The sequence below is a fragment of the Vibrio sp. YT-17 genome (genome assembly GCF_033337375.1).
GTDB lineage: Bacteria > Pseudomonadota > Gammaproteobacteria > Enterobacterales > Vibrionaceae > Vibrio > Vibrio alginolyticus.
This window is the reverse complement of the sequence record NZ_JAWOQP010000040.1, coordinates 1-25,393: the sequence shown is the minus strand read 5'-3', so window position 1 is coordinate 25,393 and position 25,393 is coordinate 1. Positions and strand designations below refer to the sequence as shown.

Annotated in this window: 25 protein-coding genes and 9 tRNA genes; 6 read left to right on the top strand and 28 right to left on the bottom strand. The window is 45.5% G+C overall.

The window, feature by feature from the left end:
- The 13 genes from R7F67_RS23045 to mutY form a co-directional block, all read right to left on the bottom strand.
- Nucleotides 1-76: transfer RNA gene (locus R7F67_RS23045), tRNA-Thr, on the bottom strand.
- Between the two features lie 52 nt (nucleotides 77-128).
- Nucleotides 129-204: transfer RNA gene (locus tag R7F67_RS23040), tRNA-Phe, on the bottom strand.
- A 233-nt stretch (nucleotides 205-437) separates the two neighbouring features.
- On the bottom strand, nucleotides 438-2,063 hold the full coding sequence (locus tag R7F67_RS23035) for a methyl-accepting chemotaxis protein (RefSeq protein ID WP_017635717.1): 1,626 nt from the start codon (nucleotides 2,061-2,063) through the stop codon (nucleotides 438-440).
- A gap of 275 nt (nucleotides 2,064-2,338) precedes the next feature.
- Nucleotides 2,339-2,414, bottom strand: a tRNA-Asn gene (locus R7F67_RS23030).
- 45 nt (nucleotides 2,415-2,459) lie between these two features.
- Nucleotides 2,460-2,535, bottom strand: a tRNA-Phe gene (locus R7F67_RS23025).
- Between the two features lie 7 nt (nucleotides 2,536-2,542).
- Nucleotides 2,543-2,618: transfer RNA gene (locus R7F67_RS23020), tRNA-Thr, on the bottom strand.
- Between the two features lie 71 nt (nucleotides 2,619-2,689).
- Nucleotides 2,690-2,765 (bottom strand) — tRNA-Asn (locus R7F67_RS23015).
- Nucleotides 2,766-2,810: 45 nt separating this feature from the next.
- A tRNA-Phe gene (locus R7F67_RS23010) sits at nucleotides 2,811-2,886 on the bottom strand.
- A 7-nt stretch (nucleotides 2,887-2,893) separates the two neighbouring features.
- Nucleotides 2,894-2,969: transfer RNA gene (locus tag R7F67_RS23005), tRNA-Thr, on the bottom strand.
- Between the two features lie 66 nt (nucleotides 2,970-3,035).
- Nucleotides 3,036-3,111, bottom strand: a tRNA-Phe gene (locus R7F67_RS23000).
- 100 nt (nucleotides 3,112-3,211) lie between these two features.
- Nucleotides 3,212-4,351, bottom strand: coding sequence for a membrane-bound lytic murein transglycosylase MltC (gene mltC / locus R7F67_RS22995; RefSeq protein ID WP_318057394.1), 1,140 nt, complete (start codon nucleotides 4,349-4,351; stop codon nucleotides 3,212-3,214).
- A 77-nt stretch (nucleotides 4,352-4,428) separates the two neighbouring features.
- Nucleotides 4,429-4,701 carry an oxidative damage protection protein gene (locus tag R7F67_RS22990; protein WP_005381002.1) on the bottom strand — a complete coding sequence of 91 codons (273 nt, stop codon included), beginning with the start codon at nucleotides 4,699-4,701 and terminating at the stop codon, nucleotides 4,429-4,431.
- A gap of 19 nt (nucleotides 4,702-4,720) precedes the next feature.
- A complete protein-coding gene (mutY, locus tag R7F67_RS22985; protein ID WP_017635575.1) occupies nucleotides 4,721-5,797 on the bottom strand; it encodes an A/G-specific adenine glycosylase in 1,077 nt (358 codons plus the stop codon).
- 203 nt (nucleotides 5,798-6,000) lie between these two features.
- Between mutY and trmB the strand changes: the two genes are divergently transcribed.
- The 3 genes from trmB to glsB all read left to right on the top strand — a co-directional run bounded on the left by trmB (nucleotide 6,001) and on the right by glsB (nucleotide 8,785).
- On the top strand, nucleotides 6,001-6,720 hold the full coding sequence (gene trmB / locus R7F67_RS22980) for a tRNA (guanosine(46)-N7)-methyltransferase TrmB (RefSeq protein ID WP_005384506.1): 720 nt from the start codon (nucleotides 6,001-6,003) through the stop codon (nucleotides 6,718-6,720).
- Nucleotides 6,721-6,737: 17 nt separating this feature from the next.
- Nucleotides 6,738-7,766, top strand: coding sequence for a TRM11 family SAM-dependent methyltransferase (locus R7F67_RS22975; protein ID WP_065274864.1), 1,029 nt, complete (start codon nucleotides 6,738-6,740; stop codon nucleotides 7,764-7,766).
- Between the two features lie 98 nt (nucleotides 7,767-7,864).
- Nucleotides 7,865-8,785, top strand: a complete 921-nt coding sequence (gene glsB, locus R7F67_RS22970) for a glutaminase B (RefSeq protein WP_005381007.1) — start codon at nucleotides 7,865-7,867, stop codon at nucleotides 8,783-8,785.
- Between the two features lie 90 nt (nucleotides 8,786-8,875).
- On the opposite strand, the gene hemW is transcribed toward glsB, so the two are convergent.
- The 7 genes from hemW to R7F67_RS22935 all read right to left on the bottom strand — a co-directional run bounded on the left by hemW (nucleotide 8,876) and on the right by R7F67_RS22935 (nucleotide 13,933).
- Entirely contained in the window at nucleotides 8,876-10,054 is a 1,179-nt protein-coding gene (gene hemW / locus R7F67_RS22965; RefSeq protein WP_138940385.1) for a radical SAM family heme chaperone HemW, read from the bottom strand.
- Between the two features lie 18 nt (nucleotides 10,055-10,072).
- Nucleotides 10,073-10,675: an XTP/dITP diphosphatase gene (locus R7F67_RS22960; RefSeq protein WP_005381009.1), complete on the bottom strand. Its 603-nt coding sequence runs from the start codon at nucleotides 10,673-10,675 to the stop codon at nucleotides 10,073-10,075.
- A gap of 118 nt (nucleotides 10,676-10,793) precedes the next feature.
- The gene (locus tag R7F67_RS22955) at nucleotides 10,794-11,225 is read right to left on the bottom strand and encodes a DUF4426 domain-containing protein (RefSeq protein ID WP_005381010.1); all 432 of its coding nucleotides are present in this window, start codon (nucleotides 11,223-11,225) and stop codon (nucleotides 10,794-10,796) included.
- Between the two features lie 128 nt (nucleotides 11,226-11,353).
- Nucleotides 11,354-11,644 carry a DUF167 family protein YggU gene (yggU, locus tag R7F67_RS22950; RefSeq protein ID WP_005381011.1) on the bottom strand — a complete coding sequence of 97 codons (291 nt, stop codon included), beginning with the start codon at nucleotides 11,642-11,644 and terminating at the stop codon, nucleotides 11,354-11,356.
- A complete protein-coding gene (locus R7F67_RS22945) occupies nucleotides 11,644-12,201 on the bottom strand; it encodes a YggT family protein (protein WP_005381012.1) in 558 nt (185 codons plus the stop codon). Before R7F67_RS22945 ends, yggU begins: the two co-directional genes overlap by 1 nt.
- 52 nt (nucleotides 12,202-12,253) lie before the next feature.
- Complete coding sequence (gene proC, locus R7F67_RS22940; RefSeq protein ID WP_042521294.1) at nucleotides 12,254-13,072, bottom strand: pyrroline-5-carboxylate reductase; 819 nt, start codon at nucleotides 13,070-13,072, stop codon at nucleotides 12,254-12,256.
- Between the two features lie 159 nt (nucleotides 13,073-13,231).
- Nucleotides 13,232-13,933 carry a YggS family pyridoxal phosphate-dependent enzyme gene (locus R7F67_RS22935; protein WP_042521292.1) on the bottom strand — a complete coding sequence of 234 codons (702 nt, stop codon included), beginning with the start codon at nucleotides 13,931-13,933 and terminating at the stop codon, nucleotides 13,232-13,234.
- A 28-nt stretch (nucleotides 13,934-13,961) separates the two neighbouring features.
- Between R7F67_RS22935 and R7F67_RS22930 the strand changes: the two genes are divergently transcribed.
- Both R7F67_RS22930 and R7F67_RS22925 read left to right on the top strand, forming a co-directional pair.
- Entirely contained in the window at nucleotides 13,962-15,002 is a 1,041-nt protein-coding gene (locus R7F67_RS22930) for a type IV pilus twitching motility protein PilT (protein WP_005381015.1), read from the top strand.
- Nucleotides 15,003-15,032: 30 nt separating this feature from the next.
- Nucleotides 15,033-16,139: a PilT/PilU family type 4a pilus ATPase gene (locus tag R7F67_RS22925; RefSeq protein ID WP_005381016.1), complete on the top strand. Its 1,107-nt coding sequence runs from the start codon at nucleotides 15,033-15,035 to the stop codon at nucleotides 16,137-16,139.
- Between the two features lie 61 nt (nucleotides 16,140-16,200).
- On the opposite strand, the gene ruvX is transcribed toward R7F67_RS22925, so the two are convergent.
- The 8 genes from ruvX to metK all read right to left on the bottom strand — a co-directional run bounded on the left by ruvX (nucleotide 16,201) and on the right by metK (nucleotide 22,928).
- Nucleotides 16,201-16,626: a Holliday junction resolvase RuvX gene (gene ruvX / locus R7F67_RS22920; RefSeq protein WP_005381017.1), complete on the bottom strand. Its 426-nt coding sequence runs from the start codon at nucleotides 16,624-16,626 to the stop codon at nucleotides 16,201-16,203.
- A gap of 35 nt (nucleotides 16,627-16,661) precedes the next feature.
- A complete protein-coding gene (locus R7F67_RS22915; RefSeq protein ID WP_005381020.1) occupies nucleotides 16,662-17,225 on the bottom strand; it encodes a YqgE/AlgH family protein in 564 nt (187 codons plus the stop codon).
- Between the two features lie 127 nt (nucleotides 17,226-17,352).
- Nucleotides 17,353-18,303: a glutathione synthase gene (gene gshB, locus R7F67_RS22910; protein ID WP_005381021.1), complete on the bottom strand. Its 951-nt coding sequence runs from the start codon at nucleotides 18,301-18,303 to the stop codon at nucleotides 17,353-17,355.
- 13 nt (nucleotides 18,304-18,316) lie between these two features.
- Nucleotides 18,317-19,048: a 16S rRNA (uracil(1498)-N(3))-methyltransferase gene (gene rsmE, locus R7F67_RS22905; protein ID WP_025768830.1), complete on the bottom strand. Its 732-nt coding sequence runs from the start codon at nucleotides 19,046-19,048 to the stop codon at nucleotides 18,317-18,319.
- A gap of 113 nt (nucleotides 19,049-19,161) precedes the next feature.
- Entirely contained in the window at nucleotides 19,162-19,857 is a 696-nt protein-coding gene (gene endA, locus R7F67_RS22900) for a deoxyribonuclease I (RefSeq protein WP_053306786.1), read from the bottom strand.
- Between the two features lie 150 nt (nucleotides 19,858-20,007).
- Entirely contained in the window at nucleotides 20,008-20,505 is a 498-nt protein-coding gene (locus R7F67_RS22895; RefSeq protein WP_005381025.1) for a SprT family zinc-dependent metalloprotease, read from the bottom strand.
- Between the two features lie 68 nt (nucleotides 20,506-20,573).
- Complete coding sequence (locus R7F67_RS22890) at nucleotides 20,574-21,371, bottom strand: DUF2189 domain-containing protein (RefSeq protein WP_042521290.1); 798 nt, start codon at nucleotides 21,369-21,371, stop codon at nucleotides 20,574-20,576.
- A gap of 402 nt (nucleotides 21,372-21,773) precedes the next feature.
- Complete coding sequence (gene metK / locus R7F67_RS22885) at nucleotides 21,774-22,928, bottom strand: methionine adenosyltransferase (protein WP_005381027.1); 1,155 nt, start codon at nucleotides 22,926-22,928, stop codon at nucleotides 21,774-21,776.
- A gap of 315 nt (nucleotides 22,929-23,243) precedes the next feature.
- Here metK and tkt point away from each other — a divergent pair, with 315 nt between their 5' ends.
- On the top strand, nucleotides 23,244-25,238 hold the full coding sequence (gene tkt, locus R7F67_RS22880) for a transketolase (protein ID WP_005381028.1): 1,995 nt from the start codon (nucleotides 23,244-23,246) through the stop codon (nucleotides 25,236-25,238).
- Nucleotides 25,239-25,393: the final 155 nt, after the last annotated feature.

The window sequence follows — 25,393 nt, the reverse complement described above, 5'->3', positions numbered from 1 at the left end:
TGGTGCCGACTACCGGAATCGAACTGGTGACCTACTGATTACAAGTCAGTTGCTCTACCTACTGAGCTAAGTCGGCACATTTTATTCTTTAACATTGTTCGTGCTAAGCACCAACAATTAATAAATTGTGGTGCCCGGAGGCGGAATCGAACCACCGACACGAGGATTTTCAATCCTCTGCTCTACCGACTGAGCTATCCGGGCGACGAGGTGTATTAAAAGGCTTTTCGGCTTTCAGGTCAACAATAAAATTAAAATAAAATATCGTTTGATGAATTTGTGCTCGGAGTGGGCTGTTTTTATGCGTTTTTAGCAGCAATGCGCCATGCTTTAAGCGATGTTTTAACATTGATAGTGTGTTCACTTGCAAAATAAAGGCGATAAAAACAAAAAAGCACGTCTGAAAACGTGCTTTTTATTGAACAATTGACTTTAAACTAGTGCTTTACTGAGAACTTGTTTACCCAACCTTCTAGCTCATTCGCTAGTGAAGCTAAACTTTGAGTACTTGATTGACTCTCGGTTACGACAGAGTTGAGTTGGCCTCCGCTTTCATCGATAAGGTTTATGCGTAGCGCAATATCATCGCTAACCTGCGTCTGCTCAGCGGCAGCAGTAGCGATCTGCTGGCTCATTGTGGTGATAGATTCTAACGCCGTTACAATTTGCTGTAGAGCTTCAGAGGCATTCTTAGACTCTGTAACAGTGCTTTCACTGGTTTCTGCACATATTTCCATTGTGTGAATGGCATTGCGAGAGCCTTCTTGCAGATTGGAGATCATATACTGAATCTCTTTTGTGCTGTCTTGTGTGCGTCCTGCTAGGTTGCGTACCTCATCAGCAACGACTGCGAAGCCTCGGCCTTGTTCTCCAGCTCGTGCTGCTTCAATGGCTGCATTGAGTGCCAATAGGTTTGTTTGCTCTGCAATATCACCAATCACATCGAGCACTTTTACAATATTATTTACATCCTGATCTAGATCGGCGACCGCTTTACTCGCAGTATTTAATTGAGAAGCTAAACCTTGAATGTTTTCAACCGTGTTATGAATGAGTTTCTGAGTATGTTGGCTTTGTTTGTCAGCCTCGTCCGTATTGTTTGCGGTGTCGCTTGCTGAATTGGCAACATGGTTGGCTGAAGATGCCATTTCAGTCATCGCAGTGGCAATCATCGCCGTTGATTGCTGCTGAGATACGGTAAGATCGGCAATCGTATTTGATCGAGCCTCTACGGCAAACAACTCTGCGCGCAGTGCATGCATAGACTTCTCTAGGTTTGTCACCATGGTAGCTAGTGATTGACTCATATCTTGCACGGCACGATAGATACTTCCTCTCGGTGCCACAGTATCAAAACTGGTCTGAATGTCTCCTTGAGCGACAGCTTGAACTGCTTTACGCACGTCGTTAGGCTCTCCACCAAGTAGATTAAGCATTTTGCGAATCGAAATGATCAGGCCACTTAGAATACTTCCCGCGATAATCAGACACAGCACAAGCTGCCATTGTGCTGTCGACCAAAAACGTGCGTTAACTTCATTAAAGCCAATACCTGTACCGACAACCCAGCCCCAGTGTGGTGTTTTTTCTGCTATCGAGTGTTTTTCTTCAATGCTGCCGTCAGCTTGTTTTTGGCTCCAGGTATATTCAACGATCTGACCTGTTTTGTGCCCCAATACATCTAGAATGAGTTGGCCTACGCTATTACCACTGCCATCTTTAAAGTCATGGAAGCTGGTTCCGTGCAGTTGAGGGTCTAGTGGTGCGGCGATGAACATCATATTTTCATCTGCGACATAAACGTATTCGTTGTCTTTGTAGATATTGTTACGAAGTAGGCGAGTGGCTAATGCTTTCGCTTCGTCTTCCGGCATTTTGCCTTCGATAGCCATCTTTTCTACTTCGGTAAGTATGCTGTACGCACTTTTAAATAGCTCAGTAACTCGAGCTTTGTTATCAAGGTTACTTGCGACGCGAAGTGTCCATAAGCCCGTTGCGGTCAGAGCTAGGAGAGCTAGCAATATGATCGCAGATAATAAATAGGCTTGAGTTTTTAGTTTCATATTTAGCTCACAAATAAAGTGTTATCACTATGCAAGGCATAGCTAAAAGAAGAAATGTAATAACTCGGGCATCTTAGTGAAGATGAATATGCTCGGATACTAATGCGTATTAAAATTACGATGAGGATTAAATTTTTAGCGTGAAATAAGTGTTTTTGAAGAAAGGATTTAATGTTCGCTGATGTTTAGAAATGAAGTGCAGATAAATGGGAAAGCGAGAAATGACGTATAAAGCAGATACAAAAAAGCCGCATCAAGTGATGCGGCTTTAAAATTGGCTCCTCCTGCTGGGCTCGAACCAGCGACCTGCGGATTAACAGTCCGTCGCTCTACCAACTGAGCTAAGGAGGAATTATTATTTTTTGTGTCTTGCTTATGAAGCAAGTGCACCAAATATGGTGCCTCGAGGCGGAATCGAACCACCGACACGAGGATTTTCAATCCTCTGCTCTACCGACTGAGCTATCGAGGCAAAAGAATGGTGCCGACTACCGGAATCGAACTGGTGACCTACTGATTACAAGTCAGTTGCTCTACCTACTGAGCTAAGTCGGCACACTGTATTCTTTTTAGAAGAGATTATCTCTTCTGTTTTTAAAATCTCACTTAAGTAAGATTCTAGAAATTGGCTCCTCCTGCTGGGCTCGAACCAGCGACCTGCGGATTAACAGTCCGTCGCTCTACCAACTGAGCTAAGGAGGAACTATTCTTTTTTGTGTCTTGCTTATGAAGCAAGTGCACCAAATATGGTGCCTCGAGGCGGAATCGAACCACCGACACGAGGATTTTCAATCCTCTGCTCTACCGACTGAGCTATCGAGGCAAAAGAATGGTGCCGACTACCGGAATCGAACTGGTGACCTACTGATTACAAGTCAGTTGCTCTACCTACTGAGCTAAGTCGGCACACTTTATTCTTTGTGCTTTTGTCCGTGTTATAACATTTCGTTAAGACACCAACAAATCAAATTGTGGTGCCCGGAGGCGGAATCGAACCACCGACACGAGGATTTTCAATCCTCTGCTCTACCGACTGAGCTATCCGGGCAACGGAGCGCTATTAAACGGATTTTCCCGCGTTGCGTCAACCACTTTTTTTAAATAATTTCAAAAAAGTGGTTGTTCGAACGCTTTTTATTCAACTGTCACTACAAAGTTTGCTTCGGGTTAAATTCCTTTTTGAAATTTGTAACTTTTTCTAGGTAGCGACGCGCTTCTGCGTTCGGGTGTTTCTTGGTTAACGCCCAATAAACTTGGTTGGGTTGCAATGAATTAAGATCTTGCATTGCGCGTTTGCGATCACTGCGATGAAATGTGTTTAAAACTCCTCCAGTACCGCCATTGTAAGCTGAAATCATGCTGTACTCGAGAGAGGTAGGGTGGCGGACTTCTCTTAAATAACGATTTTTTAAGATATAGAAATACGCAGTACCGGTATCTATGTTGTTTTCTGGATTAAACAAATATTCAGGGCTTGGTTGGCCCGAGCGCTTTTTCACGAGTTTGAACACATCTCGTCCCGCTGTTTTAGGTACAACTTGCATTAGGCCATATGCATTTGCCCAACTTACCGCGTATGGGTTGAAACTGCTCTCGGTTTTAATAATGGCGTATATCAAGTCTTCTGGAATGTCGTATTTCTTGGAAGCTCGACGCACGATATCGGCGTATTGGTAGCTGCGAGTTGAAAAGTGGTCTTCAACCATGGGAATTTCGACGTAATACGCTTTCTTGAAATCTACATTTTTGGTTTTTATTTTATTTGCGATGAGGTATTCCGCAAATCGGTTTGCCCGCCAAGACCATTGAATTGGCTTATTGTCTTGGTCGACAACTTGTTTATACAGGAATGGTTGCCCCTCTAACGTGATACCTTTAGAGGAGAATAAGTCGACGTGAGCGGGATCGTCTGGTGTTAATAAGGTGGTGACAATCGCGTCTTTTAGGTGTTTTTGGGGCTCGGTCGGTGATACGGTCTCTATCGTGATCACGCCTTTGCGAAAGTCGACCTCGGCGCGGCTAAGGTAGTTATCGATGTACTTAACGTAATTACTCTTGCCAGCGTACTTGATTTCTTTTTTACCCCAGCGCTTTTGAATATTGCCTGAAAAGCTATTGATTAAGGCATCTAGCGCCGCAGTATCTTTTTCAAATTGTCCTGGTAGCTCAGCTAAGTTATTGGCAAAACGGTTTGTTGGCTCGTAGTTGACGTCATAAATCTTTTCGACGAATTCACGGCTACAGCCTGCCATTAAAAGTGCGGCAGCGATAAAGACAATTTTTTTCATAAGTATCAGAGTTATTGAAGGTAATAGAAAAATGACACCACAAATGGTTGTGATGTCATTGTTTAACTCAAGCGACTTTATTCGCTCGGCGGTGTGTAACCTTCGATATGAACGTCTTTTCCTTCAAAGAGGAAATTTACCATTTCTGTTTCGATCAGTTTGCGGTGTTCTGGATCCATCATGTTGAGTTTCTTCTCGTTGATCAACATGGTTTGTTTGTGTTGCCACTGAGCCCACGCTTCTTTCGAGATGTTGTCGAAAATGCGTTTACCTAGTTCACCAGGGTAAAGTTGAAAGTCTAGACCTTCGCCTTCTTTCTTTAGTCGAGCACAAAATACAGTGCGGCTCATAATGACTCCTTGTATTCAATTAACGAAGTTCGTGGGGTAGCGTTTCCAGCAATAGTTTTACTGGCGCGGCTAAACCGACTTCTTCAGGTTTAGATAAGTTATACCAAAGACCTTTGTTGCCTTCCATTATCACGTCCGGTTGCTTTGATAAATCAATCAAAATTGGCGTGATATCTAGGTGGTAATGGCTGAATGTATGACGAAAGGTAATCAGTGTTTGCTTCTGTTTGATATTGCTGGCTTGAATGCCGCGTTGATCCAGTAGCAATTCAATGTCGCTTTCTGCATCCACATGTTCGGTTTGTGGGAAGCAGAATAAGCCACCCCAAATGCCTGTTTGTGGTCTTTGCTCCAACCACACCTCATGACCATTTTCGGTGTTGTGGTGAAGCATCACGAAACGAGTTTGCTTGATTGGCTTATCTTTCTTCGGTTTTTTGCCCGGGTAGTCGAGCACATTACCTTGTTGCTTTGCCACACACAGATCAGCAACAGGGCAGAGGCTACATTTGGGTTTGCTGCGTGTGCAGACCATTGCGCCCATGTCCATCATTGCCTGGTTATACTTATCTACATCCGTTTGTGGGGTGTGCGTTTCGGCAATTTCCCACAGCTGGTTTTCAACCTTTTTTTGTCCTGGCCATCCTGCAACTGCGAAACAGCGGGATAGGGTGCGCTTCACGTTACCATCAAGAATCGCGTGTGGTTGTTTATACACAGACGATAAAATGGCGGCAGCGGTAGAGCGACCAATCCCCGGTAGGGCGTTCATTTTCTCTATATCAAGAGGAAACTCACCATTGTATGTAGAGGCGACCTCTTGTGCTGCTTTGTGAAGGTTACGGGCTCGGGCGTAGTACCCTAAGCCAGTCCAAAGGTGTAGGACTTCATCTTGCTCAGCATTGGCAAGATCGATCACGGTTGGAAAGCGCTCCAAGAAACGTTGGTAATACGGAATAACCGTAGTGACCTGAGTTTGCTGAAGCATAATTTCAGACAACCAGACACTGTATGCGGTCTTATTTTGTTGCCACGGAAGATCTTTTCTTCCATATGCGTCATACCATTCTAGGATGGCACTGGCGAAAGGTGTCACGACTTGCTCTGTATTCTAGTATTGGTTAGGTGCAAAATTGCACCACATAATGGGCAAGAAGTACAACGGATAAACAGTAGGGATATAAAGAGGTGTGTCGTTGCTTTTGGGTTGCCATAGACCAAGAGCTCAACAAATACTTGCACCTAAGTAAATTCTTTGGATAATCCCCGCTTTGATTAATCAATGTGCAGGCAAAATCAATGAGTGAAGTAACCACTAACGAATACAACGAAGACGGAAAGCTGATCCGCAAAATCCGCAGCTTTGTACGCCGTGAAGGGCGTTTGACTAAAGGTCAAGAGAGCGCGATGAATGAATGCTGGCCTACGATGGGTATTGACTTCAAAGCTGAACTTCTCGATTGGAAAGAGGTGTTTGGCAACGATAACCCAGTAGTGCTTGAGATCGGTTTTGGTATGGGTGCTTCATTGGTTGAAATGGCAAAGAACGCGCCAGAGAAAAACTTCATCGGTATCGAAGTTCATAGCCCAGGCGTTGGTGCTTGTCTTGCCGATGCTCGCGAAGCGGGAATTACTAACCTGCGTGTAATGTGTCACGATGCGGTAGAAGTATTCGAACACATGATCCCAAATGGCAGCTTATCGACACTGCAATTGTTCTTCCCAGACCCTTGGCATAAGAAGCGTCACCACAAGCGTCGTATTGTTCAATTAGGTTTTGCGGAAATGGTGCGTGAGAAGCTTATCCCTAATGAAGGTATTTTCCACATGGCGACCGACTGGGAAAACTACGCAGAGCACATGATTGAAGTGATGAACCAAGCGCCAGGTTTCGAAAACATTGCTAAAGATGGTGATTTCGTTCCTCGTCCAGACGATCGCCCGCTAACGAAGTTTGAAGCTCGTGGTCACCGTCTTGGTCACGGTGTTTGGGATATCAAATATAAGCGTATTGCGTAACCAGAGGAGTTCATGGGATGTACCATTACGCGATATTAGCGAATCCGGGTCATAACCGAATTTACTTTGATAGCGCAATGACCATTGCCTGTTCTGAGCTAAAAGCAATTTTAGCTTCACAAGGCGTGGATGTGACAGAAATTGGTAGTAAAGACGTTGGCTTACCTGCTGCGTTGGTGTTTTCTTGTCAGGAAGCGCTAACCGATGAGCAGGCGCGAAGAATCGCAGCCTCTTCGATTTACTATGCGCTATTTGAAGTGCGCGAAGATGGTTTACTTCGACCAGTTCAAGCGCCCGTATTTAACACTTTCCCGGAAAGTATGAGCCAGATTTTGCGCTACACCGGGAAAACAAACGAGCAGTTTACCCGTTTGATGGTGAATATCGGCATTAGTGCGTCCAATACGGGAAGTGAACAACTGACCTTAATGGATCCAATGTGTGGTAAAGGTACAACCTTATTTGAAGGCTTGATCCACGGTTTGAACGTGGTAGGGGTTGAGATCAACGCCAAGTGGGTGCAAGAGATCCAGACCTTTATTGTTAAGTTCATGAAGAATGGCCGCTTTAAGCACAAAGTGAGCAAAGAAAAGCGCACTGCGGGTGGCAAGAAAGTGGCGGATGGTTTCGTGGTTGAAGCTGCAGCAAATAAAGAAGATTACAACCAAGGCCATCTTCAGTTTATGAAGCTGTATTCGGCTGATACTCGTATCGCTGATCAAGTCGTGAAAAAGAACTCAGTTGATGTGATGGTGTCTGACTTGCCTTATGGCGTGCAGCACGGCAGCAAAAATGCCAAGGACAGCAAACTGAACCGCAGTCCACTAGAGCTTTTAAAAGAGGCTCTGCCTGCATGGAAAGTGGTATTGAAAAAACAAGGTTCAGTGGTGTTGTCTTTCAATGAATTTACATTGAAATGGAAAGATGTCGCGGCATTATTTGAAGAGCAAGGTTGGAAGGTACTTTCAGAAGAGCCTTACATCGGTTATCTTCACCGTGTTGATCAATCTATCAACCGCAATATTATTGTGGCAGTAAAACCATAATCGACTTGAGTCGAACGAACCCTATGGAAAAGCCAACGACACGTTGGCTTTTTTTACCTCTGAGCTCAACGAGTTCTCTTGTAAATAGAAGGTAGAGAATGAAACCGACAGTGGAAATTTTGACAGATATTTTGGCGGAAGTACGCCCTTTAATCGGCCAAGGTAAAGTGGCTGATTACATTCCTGCTCTGGCAAAAGTACCCAGCAACAAGTTAGGTATTGCGGTATACACCAACGAAGGTGAGGTTATTAAGGCGGGTGATGCCGATGAACCTTTCTCTATCCAATCTATTTCAAAAGCATTGAGCTTGACGTTAGCGATGTGCTTGTACAAGCAAGAAGAAATTTGGTCTCGAGTGGGAAAAGAGCCTTCGGGGCAGGCATTTAATTCGCTAATCCAGCTAGAAATGGAGCAAGGTATTCCTCGTAATCCATTTATAAATGCTGGAGCGATAGTAGTGGCAGATTTGTTACAAACTCGCTTATCTGCACCTCGTCAGCGCCTGTTGGAATTTGTGCGTCAGCTTTCTGGTGATACCCATATTGTGTATGACAAAGTCGTTGCGGCATCCGAAATGATGCATGGTGACCGTAATGCGGCGATTGCATATCTCATGCGTTCGTTTGGCAACTTCGAAAATGAAGTGATTCCAGTACTACAAAATTACTTCCACGCTTGTGCGCTGAAGATGAGTTGCGTCGATTTGGCTAAAACGTTTAGCTATTTAGCAAACAAGGGCACATCGGTACAAACGGGTAAGCCTGTAGTTTCTCCTGTGCAAACCAAACAACTTAATGCACTGTTAGCAACGTGTGGCTTGTATGATGGCGCGGGCGAGTTTGCTTATCGCGTTGGTATGCCTGGTAAGTCTGGTGTTGGTGGTGGCATTATCGCGGTAGTACCTGGTGAAATGACCATTTCAGTATGGTCTCCAGAGCTTGATCCTTCAGGTAACTCGCTTGCGGGTACTAAGGCGCTTGAGCTGCTCTCAGAGCGAATTGGCCGTTCAATTTTCTAATGTTAGAAATGTGTCAACTTTATTTAGGACGGCACAGTTTCTAAATAAAAAGCCTCTCAATTGAGAGGCTTTTTTTGTTTTGGGGTTGCGTTACTCTTCGCTTTCTTCGGCCATAAAGGCTTCGAGCAAATCATTAAGGAAGAGCTTCCCTTTTTCAGTAATTTGCCAGTGGGTAGGCGTTTCACTCAGGTAGCCCATTTCTATCGCCCAGCTGATGGTTTCTTGAATCGTACTAAGCGGTAAGCCCGTGGTGTCCACGTAATCTTGCTTCGGACAGGCTTCGATTAAGCGGAATCGGTTCATAAAGAACTCGAATGGACGATCTTCATCCGCGACGACATGTTCCGTATGCAGATAAGGTTTGACCATATTTTGATAAGCCGCTAAATAGCCTCGCGGGTGTTTTACCTTTGTCGTTCGAATAATACGTCCGTCGGTAAAACTGAGTTTGCCATGAGAGCCACAACCGATACCAAGGTAATCACCAAAGCGCCAGTAGTTGAGGTTGTGCTGACACTGATAGCCCGGCTTGCTGTAACCGGAGATTTCATATTGCACATAACCCGCGGCTGCAAGTTTTTGGTGTCCGAGCTCGAAAATATCCCACAAGTCATCATCGTCAGGTAGCGTTGGTGGCTTGTAGTAGAACATGGTGTTTGGTTCGATGGTCAGCTGATACCAAGACAAGTGCGGCGGTGCCAACTCAATCGCTTTGTCCAAATCTGCCAAGGCTTGTTCGATGCTTTGATCAGGTAAGCCGTGCATGAGATCGAGGTTAAAGCTGTTCAAACCGATTTGGTGCGCCAGCTGAGCAGCGTTGACGGCTTCGTCTTGGCCGTGAATACGCCCCAAACGCTCAAGCTTTTGTTGCTCAAAGCTTTGCACGCCGATAGAGATACGCGTTACACCAGCTTTGCGGTAGCCAACAAAACGCTCTGCTTCGATGGTGCCTGGATTCGCTTCCATGGTGATTTCGATTTCAGGCTTGAACGGAATACGCGCTTCAATGCCCTTAAGTAGACGCTCGATGCCTTCTGCCGAAATCAAACTCGGCGTACCACCACCAATGAAGATTGAATGCAGTGGACGTGGCGCTTCGTTAAGTCGGTATTTCTCAATGTCGGTATCCAAATCTTCTAAAAGGGCACTGATGTACTCTTCTTCTGGAATCTCGGTTTTGAGCGCGTGAGAGTTAAAGTCGCAATACGGGCACTTTTGCACACACCACGGGATGTGTACATACAAGCTGAGTGCTGGGGGCGTTAACATGGTCTAATTCGCTCGTGATTACTGAGACACTTGCTCAGACAGTTGAGCAAACAACGACTTGAGCGCTTTACCGCGGTGAGACAGTTGTTTCTTACGTGCAGGTTCAAGTTCGGCTGACGCACAGTTGTCTTCAGGAACAAAGAAGATTGGGTCGTAGCCAAAGCCATTTTCACCGTGTGCTTCAGTTAGAATTCGGCCTTCCCATTTACCGTGACAGACGATAGGCGTTGGGTCGTTCTCGTGACGCATGAGGACTAATACGCAGTGGAAACGTGCTGTACGCTCTGCTTCTGGTACGCCTTCCATTGCCGCTAGCAATTTTTCTAGATTCTCTTGATCAGATGCGCTCTCGCCTGCGTAACGTGCAGAGTAAATGCCCGGAGCGCCTTTTAAGAAATCGACTTCTAATCCAGAGTCGTCTGCAATGGCAGGAAGCCCTGTTTCTTGTGCGGCATGGCGAGCTTTAATGATTGCGTTTTCAATGAAAGTTGTACCCGTTTCAGCTACTTCCGATACATTGAATTCACTTTGCGCTAATACTTCAAAGCCGAAGTCAGACAATAAATCTGCCATTTCACGAACTTTGCCTTGGTTACCAGTTGCTAGCACAATTTTTTTCATGGGAATCTCTTTTAATAGTGATAGAGGAGAACAAATCGTTCTCCTCTAGATATTCTTTAATTAATAAGTGGTTTTTAGCCTGCTTAGATCCAAAAGCTTTTGGAACATCACAACCCAATTACTCTTCAACATAAAACTTCTGGGTGAATTTAAGCTTACCTGAGCCTTTGTTTCCAGCTTTTACGTCAATATCGAAAGTAAAAGTTTCTTCGTGGGTAATTGGTAGTTCGGCTAAATAGTATATCGCATTGCCTTCTTTGACTTCACGAAAGGTCAAGGTCTGAGTTTGGCCGATAAGGTTCTTCGCGCGTCCAGCAATTTTTGCTTCTAATGCTGGCTTACCCAATGAAGCTCTATCTAACACGCTAATATTAACCACTGCGAGGTATCCATTACGTTTGATATCGTAGCTACGTGCGACTTTGGGTGTTAGGAATGTTGAGTTAAACGCTACATAGTGTACTTCGATATCTTTCATATTTTTAAACTGATCGGCGAAGCTTGGTAACGACAACAGGCTAATCAGTAATGCGGTAATCCATTTGCTCATTGTTACTTCCTCAAAGCACTTGTTATAAAACAACCATAGCTGCAATTTTACCTTGGTCAGGGGGTAAAAAATGCGTACTCAGTCGTTGGTATTAGTAAGTGTGGTACAAAATCGTAAATAAAAAGCCATCATATGATGGCTTTAATTTCTGTCGGTATCTGGGTAGGCGATTCTATCCGAATTTGTTTGTGCCGTCCTAATTCACCTTTTTCTATGTGAACCAAGCCCTTAGCGATTTTAAACTGCTTGGCTAAGAACTTAGTTAGGTGTGCATTAGCTTTGCCATCGACAGGTGGAGCAGTAATGGCGATTTTTAGCTCTTCACCATGCAAGCCAACGATTTTATCGCGGCTAGCTTTAGGTTGAATATAGAGCTTCAGGATGATGTCCTCACCATCTTGCCAAACTGCAGCTGACATTATAGCTGGAACCAAATTGGACCAATGATATCGCCCATTAAGAAGTTCGCGAACTGCAAGCCGATAAATAACACCAGTACGCTTAAATCAAGACCACCAATAGCCGGAAGAATACGACGGATTGGAGCGCACATTGGCTCGGTCAGTTGATGGAATACGTACTCGATAGGGCTGCGGCCTTGGCTTACCCAGCTCAAAATTGCACGGATCAATAGTACCCAGAACAATAGGCCACCTGCGGCTTTGATTAATGATAATAAGCCCAAGAATAAGAAGTCAGCGCTGAAAGAGACGGAACCGTTCGAAGCTATTAGGATAAGCACGACAAATTTAAGCACACACAACACGTAGGCAAACAACACGGTTGCTAGGTCAATATTCCCCACGGAAGGGATAACGCGGCGCAATGGACCAATGACCGGCTGAGTCGCTTTTACTATGAATTGCGAGAATGGGTTGTAGAAGTCTGCGCGCGCAGCTTGCAACCAAATTCGCAAAATTACGACCATGATGTACAGGTCAAATAGGGTTGAGATGAGAAAACTCATTGAATTCATAAGGTACCCTTAACAAGTGATGGATGATACTAAACGGAGTTCATCCAAATAATTAAAACAGTTTTTCCATTTCTTCCGCGCGAGCCACAGCAGCTTGCATGGCTTTAGCGACAATATCTGAAAGTTGATGTTCGTTGAATGTACGCAGTGCTTCTGCCGTTGTCCCACCTTTCGATGTTACGTTCTCACGCAGGGTTGATAGCTCAGTTTCTGGGTTGCTAACCACCATACTGGCCGCGCCCAGTGCCGCTTGCTGAACCAATAGTCGAGCGGTCTCTTTATCAAAGCCTTGCTCAATCGCTTCTGCTTGCATCGCTTCCATAAACAGGAAGAAGTATGCTGGAGCACTGCCCGCTGCGGCAATCACATTATTGATGCCAGACTCTTGCTCAACCCAGCATACTTTACCGACCGATTCCATTAACTCTGCGGCAAAAGCTTTGTCGTGCTCGGTTACATGAGTTGGTGCGAATAAACCACTCATACCCAACCCAAGTTGTGATGGCGTATTTGGCATAACACGAACCAAGTTCAATTTGGTGGCTAGCATATCATCCAATCGTGAACAGTTGATGCCTGCGGCAATAGAAATCACCAGTTTATTAGTGAAATCGATCGATTGCAGTGGTTTACAGACATCAGCCATCATTTGCGGTTTTACAGACAATACCACCACATCCGCCTCGGTCGCAGCTTGGATGTTATCGCTGGTGGTACGGATGCCAAAATCTTGTTCTAGCAGAAGGCGGCGAGCCTCTGAAGGAGCTGTCGCGGTAATGTTTTGCGCTGGGTATCCGTTAGCAACCAAGCCTGAAACAATGGCTCTCACCATGTTGCCAGCACCAATGAAGGCGATTTTTTTATGTTCCATTTGTCTGATTTCCATCATGATATTTAGAATTTGTTGTGCGCCCAGGTGTATAATGGCGCCGCTGTTACTTACTGCTCCTATTGGCGAGTAAGATGATTGCGCATTTACGCTCTAACGATTGACGACATAACTTATGTCGCGAGTGAGCGTTTTGTTGATTTAGCTGTAGTCTCGTGCGCCGAAAATAGCGGTTCCAATACGAACCATTGTACTACCAGCTTCGATTGCAGCGGTCATATCACCACTCATTCCCATTGATAATGTATCGATTTCTGGGAACTGTGCTTCGAGTGTTTGCTTCAACGTAGCCAACTTCTGAAATTCACGGAGTTGTGATTCGTAGTCAGACACGTTGGCAGGAATCGACATCAACCCTCTTAAAGTGAGGTTGGGTAGGCGAGAAATCAACTCCGCCAGCTCGAATACTTCCGCTTCAGTGACGCCAGATTTAGATACCTCACCACTGGTGTTAACCTGAATCAGAACTTGTAGCGGTTTAAGTTCGCTTGGCCGCTGATCATTCAGGCGTTGAGCAATCTTGGTTCGATCGATGGTGTGAACCCAATCGAAATGTTCAGCAACAAGTCGCGATTTATTCGATTGAATCGGGCCAATGAAGTGCCATTCGATTCGATTATCTGGATAATGCTCGGCAAAGTGCTGAACTTTACTGACGCCCTCTTGAACGTAGTTTTCACCAAAGGCGGTTTGTCCCGCTTGGTAGGCTTCGAGAATTGCCTCGACAGGTTTAGTTTTGCTTACCGCTAGAAGTTGCACTGACTCTGGAGTTCGACCACATTTTTGCTCGTCATATCGAATTTGAGAGGTGATATGTTCAATATTTTGTTGAATACTACTCATAGCTGTACTTTAGACTTAAGGATTTTAAATGGATATCACTGAGTTACTGGATTTTAGTGTAAAACATAATGCCTCGGATCTACATCTTTCTGCAGGTGTCCCACCAATGGTTCGTATTGATGGGGATGTAAGAAAACTAGGCATTCCAGCGTTTACACACCAAGAAGTGCATCGTTTGGTTTTCGAAATCATGAACGATGCCCAGCGCAGTGAGTTCGAAGAAAAACTCGAAGTCGATTTCTCTTTTGAGTTGCATAACGTTGGCCGTTTCCGTGTCAACGCTTTCAACCAATCTCGCGGTTGTGCGGCAGTATTCCGTACCATTCCAAGTAGCATTCCAACTCTGGAAGAGCTAGAAGCGCCAGAGATCTTCAAAAAAATTGCGAACGCTGAAAAAGGCTTAGTTCTGGTCACTGGCCCAACAGGTTCAGGTAAATCGACGACCTTAGCAGCCATTGTTGACTACATTAACCGTAATCACAACAAGCACGTACTCACAATTGAAGATCCGATTGAATTTGTTCACAACAACAATAAATGTTTGATTAACCAGCGTGAAGTTCACCGTGACACCCATAGTTTCCAAAACGCACTGCGCAGCGCATTGCGCGAAGACCCAGACGTTATTCTGGTTGGTGAGATGCGTGACAAAGAAACCATCAGCCTTGCCTTAACGGCGGCAGAAACGGGTCACTTAGTTTTCGGGACGTTGCACACCAGCTCGGCGGCAAAAACCATTGACCGTATTATCGATGTGTTTCCTGGTAGTGATAAAGATATGGTTCGCTCGATGCTATCTGAGTCCCTTCGTTCGGTTATCGCGCAAAAGCTTCTGAAGCGTAATGGTGGTGGCCGTATTGCATGCCATGAAATTATGATGGCAACGCCTGCGATTCGCAACTTGATCCGCGAAGACAAAGTCGCGCAGATGTATTCGATCATTCAAACAGGTGCGGCTCACGGCATGCAAACCATGGAGCAAAATGCTCGTCAGTTAATGGCGCAAGGCATGGTTGCTCGTGAAGAGGTCGATAGTAAGATCGGATTAGAAGTGCAGCAATTCTCGTAACGTTCATACAGATAATGGTGAATACGGAAGATGGATCTAGATAAATTTCTCGAAGGCATGCTGGCGCTGAAAGCGTCGGATCTTTACATCACGGTTGGAGCGCCAATTCTATTTCGTGTGGATGGCGAATTGCGTCCGCAAGGGGAAAAACTCACCGAGAGTGATGTGGCTGCATTACTCGATAGCGCTATGGAACCAGATCGGCGTCAGGAATTTCGTAAAAGTCGCGAGTCGAATTTTGCCATTGTGAGAGATTGTGGTCGCTTCCGTGTGAGTGCCTTTTTTCAACGCGAGTTACCAGGCGCAGTGATTCGTCGTATTGAAACCAATATTCCTACTTTTGAGCAGTTAAAGTTACCGTTAGTGTTGCAAGATTTGGCGATAGCTAAGCGTGGTTTGGTGCTGGTGGTCGGTGCTACTGGATCGGGTAAATCGACCACCATGGCGGCGATGACAGGCTATCGAAACAGCAATAAAACCGGGCACATTTTGACGGTCGAAGATCCGATCGAATTCGTGCATGAACACAAGCGCTGTATCGTGACTCAACGCGAAGTTGGGTTAGATACGGAAAGCTATGAAGTTGCGCTTAAAAACTCGCTGCGCCAAGCACCAGATATGATTTTGATTGGTGAGATCCGTAGCCGTGAAACAATGGAATACGCGATGACCTTCGCCGAAACGGGTCACCTGTGTATGGCAACGTTGCACGCCAACAATGCAAACCAAGCTTTAGAGCGCATTCTTCACTTGGTACCGAAAGATCAAAAAGAACAATTCTTGTTCGATTTGTCGATGAACCTAAAAGGCGTGGTTGGTCAGCAGCTGATCCGAGATAAAAATGGGCAGGGACGTCATGGTGTATTTGAGATCTTGCTAAATAGCCCACGTGTGTCGGATTTGATTCGTCGCGGAGATTTACATGAGTTGAAGTCAACCATGGCTCGCTCAAATGAGTTTGGTATGCTGACGTTCGATCAATCTCTTTATAAGTTAGTGATGCAAGGTAAGATCAGCGAAGAGGATGCACTACATAGTGCCGACTCGGCGAATGATCTGCGCTTGATGTTGAAAACGCAGCGTGGTGAAGCATTCTCTACGGGCAGTTTGGCAAACGTTAAGATCGATATGGATTAATCCAATCCAGAAACAAAAAAGGTTGGCAGGAGCCAACCTTTTTTCATTGTGCTTGAAGTGTTTACTCACCCCAAAGGGCTTCAAACCAGCTTTCTAGAATCACCACTGCTGACTGGCAGTCAACATTACCTTTCGATAGGGCTTTGTAGCCGCCCATGCTGAACAACTCCGCACGAGCTTCTGCAGTAGATAAACGCTCATCATGCAGTTCAACTGGCAATCCGTATCGGCCTTGCAGACGCTTAGCAAATTTTCGTGCACGAGGGGTTATGGTCTCAAGGTCTTTACCATGCAGATCGGTCGGTAAACCGACCACTAGCAAATCTGGTTGCCACTCTTTGATTTGCTTTTCGATATCGTCCCAGTTTGGAATACCGTCATTGGCTTTAAAGGCTTTTAATGGGGAAGCTGTACCAGTAATTTCTTGGCCAATAGCGCTACCAATGCTTTTGGTTCCAAAGTCAAAAGCCATAATTGTGCGTGACATAAGGTGTCTCTATCTAATGTAACTGTATATTTGGACTAAGCATGTCCAGAGTCTGCTGAAAGGTGACTTGGGTCGATACCCAGCTTTTCGACCGCTTTCTTCCAACGCTCGTTGATTGGTGTATTAAAGATAATTTCAGGCGTCGCTTCAATGGTGAGCCAAGAGTTTTCGACCAGCTCACTTTCTAATTGGCCTGCACTCCAACCGGAGTAGCCCAGTGCCACTAGGTAATCACTTGGTTCTGCTTCTGTTCCTAACACCGAAAGAATATCACGCGAAGTGGTTACCGCGAGGTCATCGGTCATTTGGACGCTGGACTCGTAGTAATCTTTGGGTTTATGCAAAATAAAACCACGATCTTCCGAGATTGGGCCGCCATTGTAGACTGGTCTATCTAGACTGGCTTCAAATAGGCGCGGGTGTACTGGCTGAACTTCCACCTGCTTGAGCATGTTGCCGACGGTGATATCAACAGGAGCATTGATCATCAGCCCCATAGCGCCGTCTTCGTTGTGCTCACAAACGTAGATCACGCTGTTTTGAAAGTACGGATCTTTCATCCCAGGCATGGCAACCAAAAAGTGATTTGTGAGATTCATACTCATACTGACCCTTAACTCTCGTAAATGCCCTTAAGCAAACATCATACAATTTACATCTAGGTATGTGCATGAGTTTGCTTAAGTTAATGTACTACGCTCTCTATTAACTGTAATACAGTTTGAGTTATTCGCCTTTTACTCGACGCTCAATCGCATCCATCAGCTTGCCTGTGATTGAGATATCAAAAGCTGCTTCAATTTCGCGAATACAGGTTGGGCTGGTGACGTTGATTTCTGTTAGCTTGTCGCCAATTACGTCAAGGCCAACAAAGATAAGGCCTTTTTCTTTCAGTGTCGGAGCAACGGTTTGCGCAATTTTGAGGTCGGTTTCGCTTAGCGGACGAGCTTCACCAGTACCACCAGCGGCTAGGTTGCCGCGCGTTTCGCCTTTAGCAGGAATGCGTGCTAGACAGTAAGGCATAGGTTCGCCATCTACCACTAGGATACGTTTGTCACCGTTGCTGATGTCTGGCACGAAGGTTTGTGCCATTGCGTAGTTTTGACCGTGGTTAGTCAATGTCTCGATGATTACAGAGACGTTTGGATCGTTTTCTTTTACACGGAAGATGGACGCGCCACCCATACCATCAAGCGGTTTCAGGATGACATCACCATGTTTTTCACGAAATTCTTTAATTTTTTCTGCTTTTCGCGTCACGATCGTTGTAGGTGTCAGCTCTGGGAACCATGCTGTAAACAGCTTTTCGTTACAATCACGTAAGCTTTGAGGCTTGTTAACGATCAGTGCACCCTGTTCTTCTGCACGCTCAAGGATGTAAGTCGCGTAGATGTATTCAGTATCAAACGGAGGATCTTTACGCATTAGCACCGCGTCTAGCTCAGACAGTTCGATAGTTTGCTCTGATTTGAACTCGTACCAACCGTTTGGATCTTCTTTTAGTTCTACCACTTTAGTATCTGCAATGGCAACGCCTTGATCGAGATGCAGATCATTCATTTCCATGTAGTGGATTTCATAGCCGCGTCGTTGCGCTTCAAGCATCATGGCAAAGCTAGAGTCTTTTTTGATGTTAATGGACGAGATTGGGTCCATTACGATACCGAGTTTGATCATTATTTTTCTCCGTTTAACCAAGATCGCCGAAACGAACTTGTAAGGCTGTAATTGCTGTCAGAGCCGCTGTTTCGGTACGCAGAACGCGAGGGCCGAGTAGCGTTTCTTCAAATTGGTATTCTCGAGTCATCTCGATTTCTTCAGACGATAAACCGCCTTCAGGACCGATCAGTAGGCGCACTTTTTCAACCGGGGTTGGCAAAGTGTTGATTGAGTATTTAGCACGAGGGTGAAGGTTAAGCTTTAAACCATCGTACTCTTCTTTACACCACTCTTCCAAGCTCATAATTGGACGAATTTCGGGCACGACATTACGCCCACATTGCTCACAGGCACTGATGGCGATTTTCTGCCATTGCGCGAGTTTTTTCTCAAAACGCTTTTGGTCAAGCTTGACGCCACAACGTTCAGAAATCAGAGGAGTGATGGTATTGACGCCAAGTTCAACAGACTTTTGGATGGTGAACTCCATCTTATCGCCACGTGAAATGACTTGACCAAGGTGCAGATCTAAAGGGGATTCAATACTGTTTTCTACGCGCTCGGTGATGTTAACCAAAACTGATTTCTTGCTGACTTCACTGATAACCGCTGGGAACTCTGCGCCACTGCCGTCAAAAAGGAGAACGTCTTGGCCTTCTTTCATGCGCAAAACACGACCGATATGGCCTGCTGCGTCGTCACTTAAAGCAAGTGAGCCAAGTTGATGAATAGTTTCTGGATGATAAATTCGAGGGGTACGCATGAGATTTCCAGCAAGAGAATAAACTTAAACCCTAACATGGATGCTTTGCACCGAAAAAACAAGGGGCAAGAAGCGTTTCAATATCAGTAATTGAAACGCTTCGAGGTCGGAGGTTACAGTGCGCGGCAGGCTTCTTGAACAAATGGGTTGTGATTGCCCTGTACTTTTGCAATGCGCTCGTCACGCTCACATTCCCATTTATCGACAGGATAGGTTTTGTTCCAAGCACTCATTAATTGCGTTTGCTGCTTCGACAGTTTGAAACCGTACTCTTTGCTCATGTATAGATAGGTACGAGCAATTGAGCCACGCGCACGGTCTGGTGGCATGACTTTACGCTGCTTAAAGTTCACTTGCATCTCACAGCGACCATAACTCACGCCATCCATACCGTTCCATTGGCTGAAGTTGTAGTTCGAACGGTCACCGTTTACTTCACCAATAGCAGGAGTTAGGTTGTGTAAGTCTGCTTCCATTAAACGAAAAGTTTTGTCTTTTTTCTTACAGTTTTTACGTCCGCCATCTTGCCAGCATTGACGCTGGTGGCCAAATTGCCACGCAGGAACAACGTGCTCCCATTCGATTCGTGCAGCCCGTTTTTCTTGTTTACGGACTTGGTAGCCGCAAGAGGCTAAATCGGGTAAGCCTTTCTTGCCTTGCCATTGAATGTTACAGCCACAGTAGAAGCTTGTTGGATGGTCTTGATAAATTTTGACCGCCTCACGTTTGGCAGCTGAGAATGAGCTCGGTGGCGCGGCAATCGCAGTGCTAGAAAGCGCGATAAGCAACAGAGAGAGTAAGTATTTCATGATAAAAGTCTTTATAAAGTATGACTTTATTCATGATAACACGCATAAAATAGCTTTAGTGATGAGTAAGTTAACAATAAGTGGCGAAGGGAAGGTTTTGATCAACTCGATCTTTATTTTGGGAACGCAAGTAACACTATGAGGTAAGGGCTACGATAATTGAATGCCGGTGAAGTTAAGTGGTTGGCGGCATTTTTGACAAGAGTACGTCGCCTCTTTGCGCAGCACTTTATTATGACGGCGAATCGATAGAGGGTAGGTCATACAACCACAACGATACTCAAAGGTTTTACCTTGAACGGATTTTACTTCAAAGCTGTGAGTGGTTTTGGCTGGTACGTTAAATACGGCTTCCATGACGCCTTTCCATTCTTTACCGTGAGGCCTAACTCGCCCGTAAACCTGATAAGTAATCAGGTGTGCTACTTCATGAGGAATGACTTCATCTAAGAATGCTTGGGTGTTTTCGCGAAATAAAACAGGGTTTAGGCGTACTTGATTTAATTGAAGGTAGGCTTTTCCTGCCGCTTTCCCACGGACGTCGAAGGTGATTGTTGGAATCGGGAAAGAACGTTTGAAAGCTTGTTCCGCCATCGCGATACAGCCCGCCATCACTTGCTTGGCTTTATAGCTGAGTTCTATATCCACAATTCACCTCGATAAATCAAATAAAAAAGCCCCCGCATTTGCGAGGGCCAGATCATAGCATCAGTTAATTATGGTGTGTGTTTTTTCTTGATGGTGGCATGGTAAGCGTGCCATGTACCGTAGCCTAGAATTGGCATGGTAAACAACATTCCGATCCCGTAGGTCGCAAAGCCGATAAGAATACCGCCACAGATGATCGCTGCCCAAACAATCATTGCTGGAATGTTGGATTTCACTGCATTAAAGCTGGTAAATACAGCGGTCATCATGTCTACGCGACGCTCCATCATGAGCGGAATAGAAAAGGCTGAAATGCTAAACACCACACAAGCCAAAACAAAGCCAACTAAAGAGCCGATGACAAGGAAGGGTAGGAACTCACTTAAAGGTGCCCCTTGAACAGAAGGGTAGAGCGCATGAAGTAGAGCGGCAATGCGCATCCAAAATATCATACACACTGCGAGTAACACGGCGAACGCCCATTGAGATGTTGAGTTACGACCGATCGCTTTCATTGAATGGAGCAAGCTTGCTTTGTGTCCGCGCTCTCTCTCCCAACTGGCATCATACAAGCCCAGCGCGAGAAACGGACCGATTAACATGTAAACAATCAAACTGGGCATGACGACCAAGTGTGTGCCTTGCCACTGTACGAGCAAAACAATGCCTATCGCAGCTGCCATAAAACAGATGCCATAGAAAGCACTAATAAGTGGCATTCGCACGAAATCATGCAGACCTAATGCTAGCCAATGAAAAGGTGCAGAAAGATTGACCGTATTGCACGGTATGGTTCTGGCGTATTCGTTGTCTGGCACTTCCTTTCGCTTGTTGTGGAAGTCCGATGGATTAACAGTTCGAGGCATAACTCCTCCTTGATTTATTCCCACATTATCCGCTTATACCAACTGACAGCGGTTTTTGTTCAGTCAAACTTGAAGCGACTTTTTCAAGTTTACATCTGAGCATTGGCTTAGTTTGGTATCGGCCATAAAGATGCCTGACTCATGTCTTTACTTAAGTGTTGCTTCCACAGTCGCCAGCATCCGACGTCTCTATTTAAATTGGAGTTAACAATATTTTAACTATTGGCGGAGATGGGATAATTTACAAATAATTGCTTAAAATTTATTCGGTATAAAAATGAGGGAGAAACAGGACTGCTTTGTGGGGCAGGGCGGTATGAGTCGAAATGACTAGATAAAAGTTGCTGAAAATAAAAAGCCCCCACCATAGGCGAGGGCTTGATTGATTCTTGCTTGGCTTGATTATTTGATGCCAGCGAAATCGCGTAGAAGTGCAGCTTTGTCTGTTGCTTCCCACGGGAATTCTTCACGACCGAAGTGACCGTAAGCCGCTGTCTTCTTGTAGATAGGTTGAAGAAGGTTAAGCATTTCTTGTAGACCGTATGGACGTAGGTCGAAGAATTGACGAACCGCTTCAATGATGATGTCGTGAGATACTTTCTCAGTACCGAACGTTTCCACCATGATAGACGTTGGATCAGCAACACCGATTGCGTAAGAAAGTTGGATCTCACAACGGTCAGCCATGCCTGCCGCTACGATGTTTTTCGCTACGTAGCGTGCTGCGTATGCTGCACTACGGTCAACTTTTGATGGATCTTTACCAGAAAACGCACCGCCACCGTGACGAGCTGCGCCGCCGTAGGTATCTACGATGATCTTACGACCAGTTAGACCACAGTCACCCATAGGACCACCGATTACGAAGCGACCGGTTGGATTAATGAAGAAGTTTGTTTCTTTGTTGATCCACTCAGAAGGTAGCACTGGCTTAATGATCTCTTCCATTACCGCTTCACGCAGGTCTGAAGTTGAGATTGAATCACAGTGTTGCGTTGAAAGAACAACCGCGTCGATACCAACGATGTTACCTTGATCGTATTGGAATGTTACCTGAGATTTTGCATCAGGACGCAACCAAGGTAGTGTGCCGTTTTTACGAACTTCTGCTTGCTTTTGAACAAGACGGTGAGAGTAAGTAATTGGCGCTGGCATTAGTACTTCAGTTTCGTTACAAGCGTAACCAAACATGATGCCTTGGTCGCCTGCACCTTGTTCTTTAGGGTCAGCTTTATCAACACCTTGGTTGATATCTGGCGACTGTTTACCGATTGTGTTTAGTACCGCACAAGAATCTGCGTCAAAGCCCATATCTGAATGTACGTAGCCGATTTCACGAACGGTTTCACGAGTTAACTCTTCGATGTCTACCCATGCTGAAGTCGTGATTTCACCACCCACCATTACCATACCGGTTTTAACGTAAGTCTCACATGCAACACGAGCCTTTGGATCTTGCTCTAGAATCGCGTCAAGAACCGCATCAGAAATCTGGTCTGCAATTTTATCTGGATGACCTTCTGATACTGACTCAGAAGTAAACAGGTGCTTAGCCATGTTAGCTCCACTATATCTGGTTTAAAACTGGGGAATGATAAACTCTCCAGCGCAAATTAATACTAATTTTTGTAGGTGTATCTACATCTAGACGTCTATTCTAAATTTGATTGCTCGAATTACAAGCTCTTTTTTGGTTTTTGTTATAACCAAACGTTTGCCTGATTTATTGATAATTTTAAGAACTTCGAACGATTTGGCGCGAAAGGTGCAATATTTGTGAGGTTTTGGACTGGAAAACGTTTGCACACCCAACAGGGCTTTGAGAGAATTATGACCTACTTTTCGTTTCGCTTAATGTACTCAGGAGCAGACATGTCGTCTCGTAAACATCTTGCCAATGCAATTCGTGCTCTAAGCATGGATGGTGTTCAACAAGCTAACTCAGGCCACCCAGGCGCACCAATGGGTATGGCTGATATCGCTGAAGTTCTTTGGCGCTCTCACCTAAACCATAACCCTTCAAACCCAGAGTGGGCCGACCGCGATCGCTTTGTGCTGTCAAACGGTCATGGGTCAATGCTTATTTACTCTCTACTGCACTTAAGCGGTTACGAGCTATCTATTGACGATCTGAAAAACTTCCGTCAATTGCACTCAAAAACCCCAGGTCACCCAGAGTACGGCTACGCGCCTGGTATCGAGACAACAACGGGTCCTCTAGGTCAAGGCATAACTAACGCTGTTGGTATGGCGATCGCAGAGAAAGCACTAGCGGCACAGTTCAACAAAGAAGGTCACGATATCGTTGACCACTTTACGTATGTGTTCATGGGTGACGGCTGTCTAATGGAAGGCATCTCGCATGAAGCATGCTCTCTTGCTGGGACGTTAGGTCTAGGCAAACTGATCGCGTTCTGGGATGACAACGGCATTTCTATCGACGGTCACGTTGAAGGCTGGTTCTCTGACGATACACCTAAGCGTTTTGAAGCGTACGGCTGGCATGTAATCCCAGCAGTCGATGGTCACGACTCAGACGCGATCAACGCAGCAATTGAAGCAGCAAAAGCGGACCCACGTCCTACGCTTATCTGTACCAAAACAATTATCGGTTTCGGTTCTCCTAACAAGTCTGGTTCGCACGACTGTCACGGTGCACCACTAGGTCACGATGAAATCCAAGCGGCTCGCGAATACCTAGGTTGGGAGTACGGCCCATTTGAGATCCCGGCAGATGTTTACGCTGAGTGGGATGCAAAAGAAGCGGGCGCCGCGAAAGAAGCAGCTTGGAATGAAAAATTCGAAGCATACGCTGCAGCTTACCCTGCTGAAGCGGCAGAGCTTAAACGTCGTCTAAACGGCGAACTTCCTGCACAGTGGGAAGAAAAAGCGAACCAAATCATTGCCGATCTTCAAGCAAACCCAGCGAACATTGCATCACGTAAAGCATCGCAAAATGCACTAGAAGCGTTTGGTCAAATGCTTCCTGAGTTTATGGGTGGTTCTGCTGACCTAGCGCCTTCTAACCTGACCATGTGGTCTGGTTCTAAGTCTCTAGAAACGGAGGACTTCTCTGGCAACTACATCCACTACGGTGTACGCGAATTCGGTATGACTGCTATCATCAACGGTATCGCATTGCACGGTGGTTTCGTTCCTTACGGCGCAACATTCCTAATGTTCATGGAATACGCTCGTAACGCAATGCGTATGGCTGCGCTGATGAAAATTCAGAACATCCAAGTTTACACGCATGATTCGATCGGTCTTGGCGAAGATGGCCCAACTCACCAACCTGTTGAGCAAATGGCGTCTCTACGTGTAACTCCAAACATGAGCACATGGCGCCCATGTGACCAAGTTGAGTCTGCAGTTGCATGGAAACTAGCGATTGAACGTAAAGATGCACCAACTGCACTTATCTTCTCTCGTCAAAACCTAGCGCAACAAGAGCGTACTGCTGAACAAGTCGCAGACATCGCGAAAGGTGCTTACATCCTGAAAGATAGCGAAGGTAAGCCTGAGCTAATCCTTATCGCAACAGGTTCTGAGGTTGAGCTTGCAGTGAAAGCCGCTGAGCAACTAACTTCAGAAGGCAAGAAAGTACGCGTTGTTTCAATGCCATCAACAGATGCATTCGACAAACAAGACGCCGCTTACCGTGAATCTGTACTGCCATCAGACGTAACGGCACGTATCGCTATTGAAGCGGGCATTGCGGATTTCTGGTACAAGTACGTAGGCTTCGACGGTCGCATCATCGGTATGACAACATTCGGTGAATCAGCACCTGCTGGTCAGCTATTCGAGATGTTTGGCTTCACGACTGAAAACGTAGTGAACACAGCTAAAGAATTGCTAGCGTAATTGCAGGACCGTCTAAACAGTCGAACGTAAACGACGATTGTTAAACGCTAAAGTTAGAAAGGCCATCATTATGATGGCCTTTTTATTTTCAGCCCTAAACCACCTACTTCAGTAGGTGGTTATCATCCGTTTCGGCTTTGCCTGTAAAACTACTC

Excerpts from the sequence above, each read along its gene's own strand:
- R7F67_RS23035 (WP_017635717.1), bottom strand. The coding sequence starts at position 2,063 with ATGAAACTAAAAACTCAAGCCTATTTATTATCTGCGATCATATTGCTA.
- mltC (WP_318057394.1), bottom strand. The coding sequence starts at position 4,351 with ATGAAAAAAATTGTCTTTATCGCTGCCGCACTTTTAATGGCAGGCTGT.
- R7F67_RS22990 (WP_005381002.1), bottom strand. The coding sequence starts at position 4,701 with ATGAGCCGCACTGTATTTTGTGCTCGACTAAAGAAAGAAGGCGAAGGT.
- trmB (WP_005384506.1), top strand. The coding sequence starts at position 6,001 with ATGAGTGAAGTAACCACTAACGAATACAACGAAGACGGAAAGCTGATC.
- R7F67_RS22975 (WP_065274864.1), top strand. The coding sequence starts at position 6,738 with ATGTACCATTACGCGATATTAGCGAATCCGGGTCATAACCGAATTTAC.
- glsB (WP_005381007.1), top strand. The coding sequence starts at position 7,865 with ATGAAACCGACAGTGGAAATTTTGACAGATATTTTGGCGGAAGTACGC.
- hemW (WP_138940385.1), bottom strand. The coding sequence starts at position 10,054 with ATGTTAACGCCCCCAGCACTCAGCTTGTATGTACACATCCCGTGGTGT.
- R7F67_RS22960 (WP_005381009.1), bottom strand. The coding sequence starts at position 10,675 with ATGAAAAAAATTGTGCTAGCAACTGGTAACCAAGGCAAAGTTCGTGAA.
- R7F67_RS22955 (WP_005381010.1), bottom strand. The coding sequence starts at position 11,225 with ATGAGCAAATGGATTACCGCATTACTGATTAGCCTGTTGTCGTTACCA.
- yggU (WP_005381011.1), bottom strand. The coding sequence starts at position 11,644 with ATGTCAGCTGCAGTTTGGCAAGATGGTGAGGACATCATCCTGAAGCTC.
- R7F67_RS22945 (WP_005381012.1), bottom strand. The coding sequence starts at position 12,201 with ATGAATTCAATGAGTTTTCTCATCTCAACCCTATTTGACCTGTACATC.
- proC (WP_042521294.1), bottom strand. The coding sequence starts at position 13,072 with ATGGAACATAAAAAAATCGCCTTCATTGGTGCTGGCAACATGGTGAGA.
- R7F67_RS22935 (WP_042521292.1), bottom strand. The coding sequence starts at position 13,933 with ATGAGTAGTATTCAACAAAATATTGAACATATCACCTCTCAAATTCGA.
- R7F67_RS22930 (WP_005381015.1), top strand. The coding sequence starts at position 13,962 with ATGGATATCACTGAGTTACTGGATTTTAGTGTAAAACATAATGCCTCG.
- R7F67_RS22925 (WP_005381016.1), top strand. The coding sequence starts at position 15,033 with ATGGATCTAGATAAATTTCTCGAAGGCATGCTGGCGCTGAAAGCGTCG.
- ruvX (WP_005381017.1), bottom strand. The coding sequence starts at position 16,626 with ATGTCACGCACAATTATGGCTTTTGACTTTGGAACCAAAAGCATTGGT.
- R7F67_RS22915 (WP_005381020.1), bottom strand. The coding sequence starts at position 17,225 with ATGAATCTCACAAATCACTTTTTGGTTGCCATGCCTGGGATGAAAGAT.
- gshB (WP_005381021.1), bottom strand. The coding sequence starts at position 18,303 with ATGATCAAACTCGGTATCGTAATGGACCCAATCTCGTCCATTAACATC.
- rsmE (WP_025768830.1), bottom strand. The coding sequence starts at position 19,048 with ATGCGTACCCCTCGAATTTATCATCCAGAAACTATTCATCAACTTGGC.
- endA (WP_053306786.1), bottom strand. The coding sequence starts at position 19,857 with ATGAAATACTTACTCTCTCTGTTGCTTATCGCGCTTTCTAGCACTGCG.
- R7F67_RS22890 (WP_042521290.1), bottom strand. The coding sequence starts at position 21,371 with ATGCCTCGAACTGTTAATCCATCGGACTTCCACAACAAGCGAAAGGAA.
- metK (WP_005381027.1), bottom strand. The coding sequence starts at position 22,928 with ATGGCTAAGCACCTGTTTACTTCTGAGTCAGTATCAGAAGGTCATCCA.
- tkt (WP_005381028.1), top strand. The coding sequence starts at position 23,244 with ATGTCGTCTCGTAAACATCTTGCCAATGCAATTCGTGCTCTAAGCATG.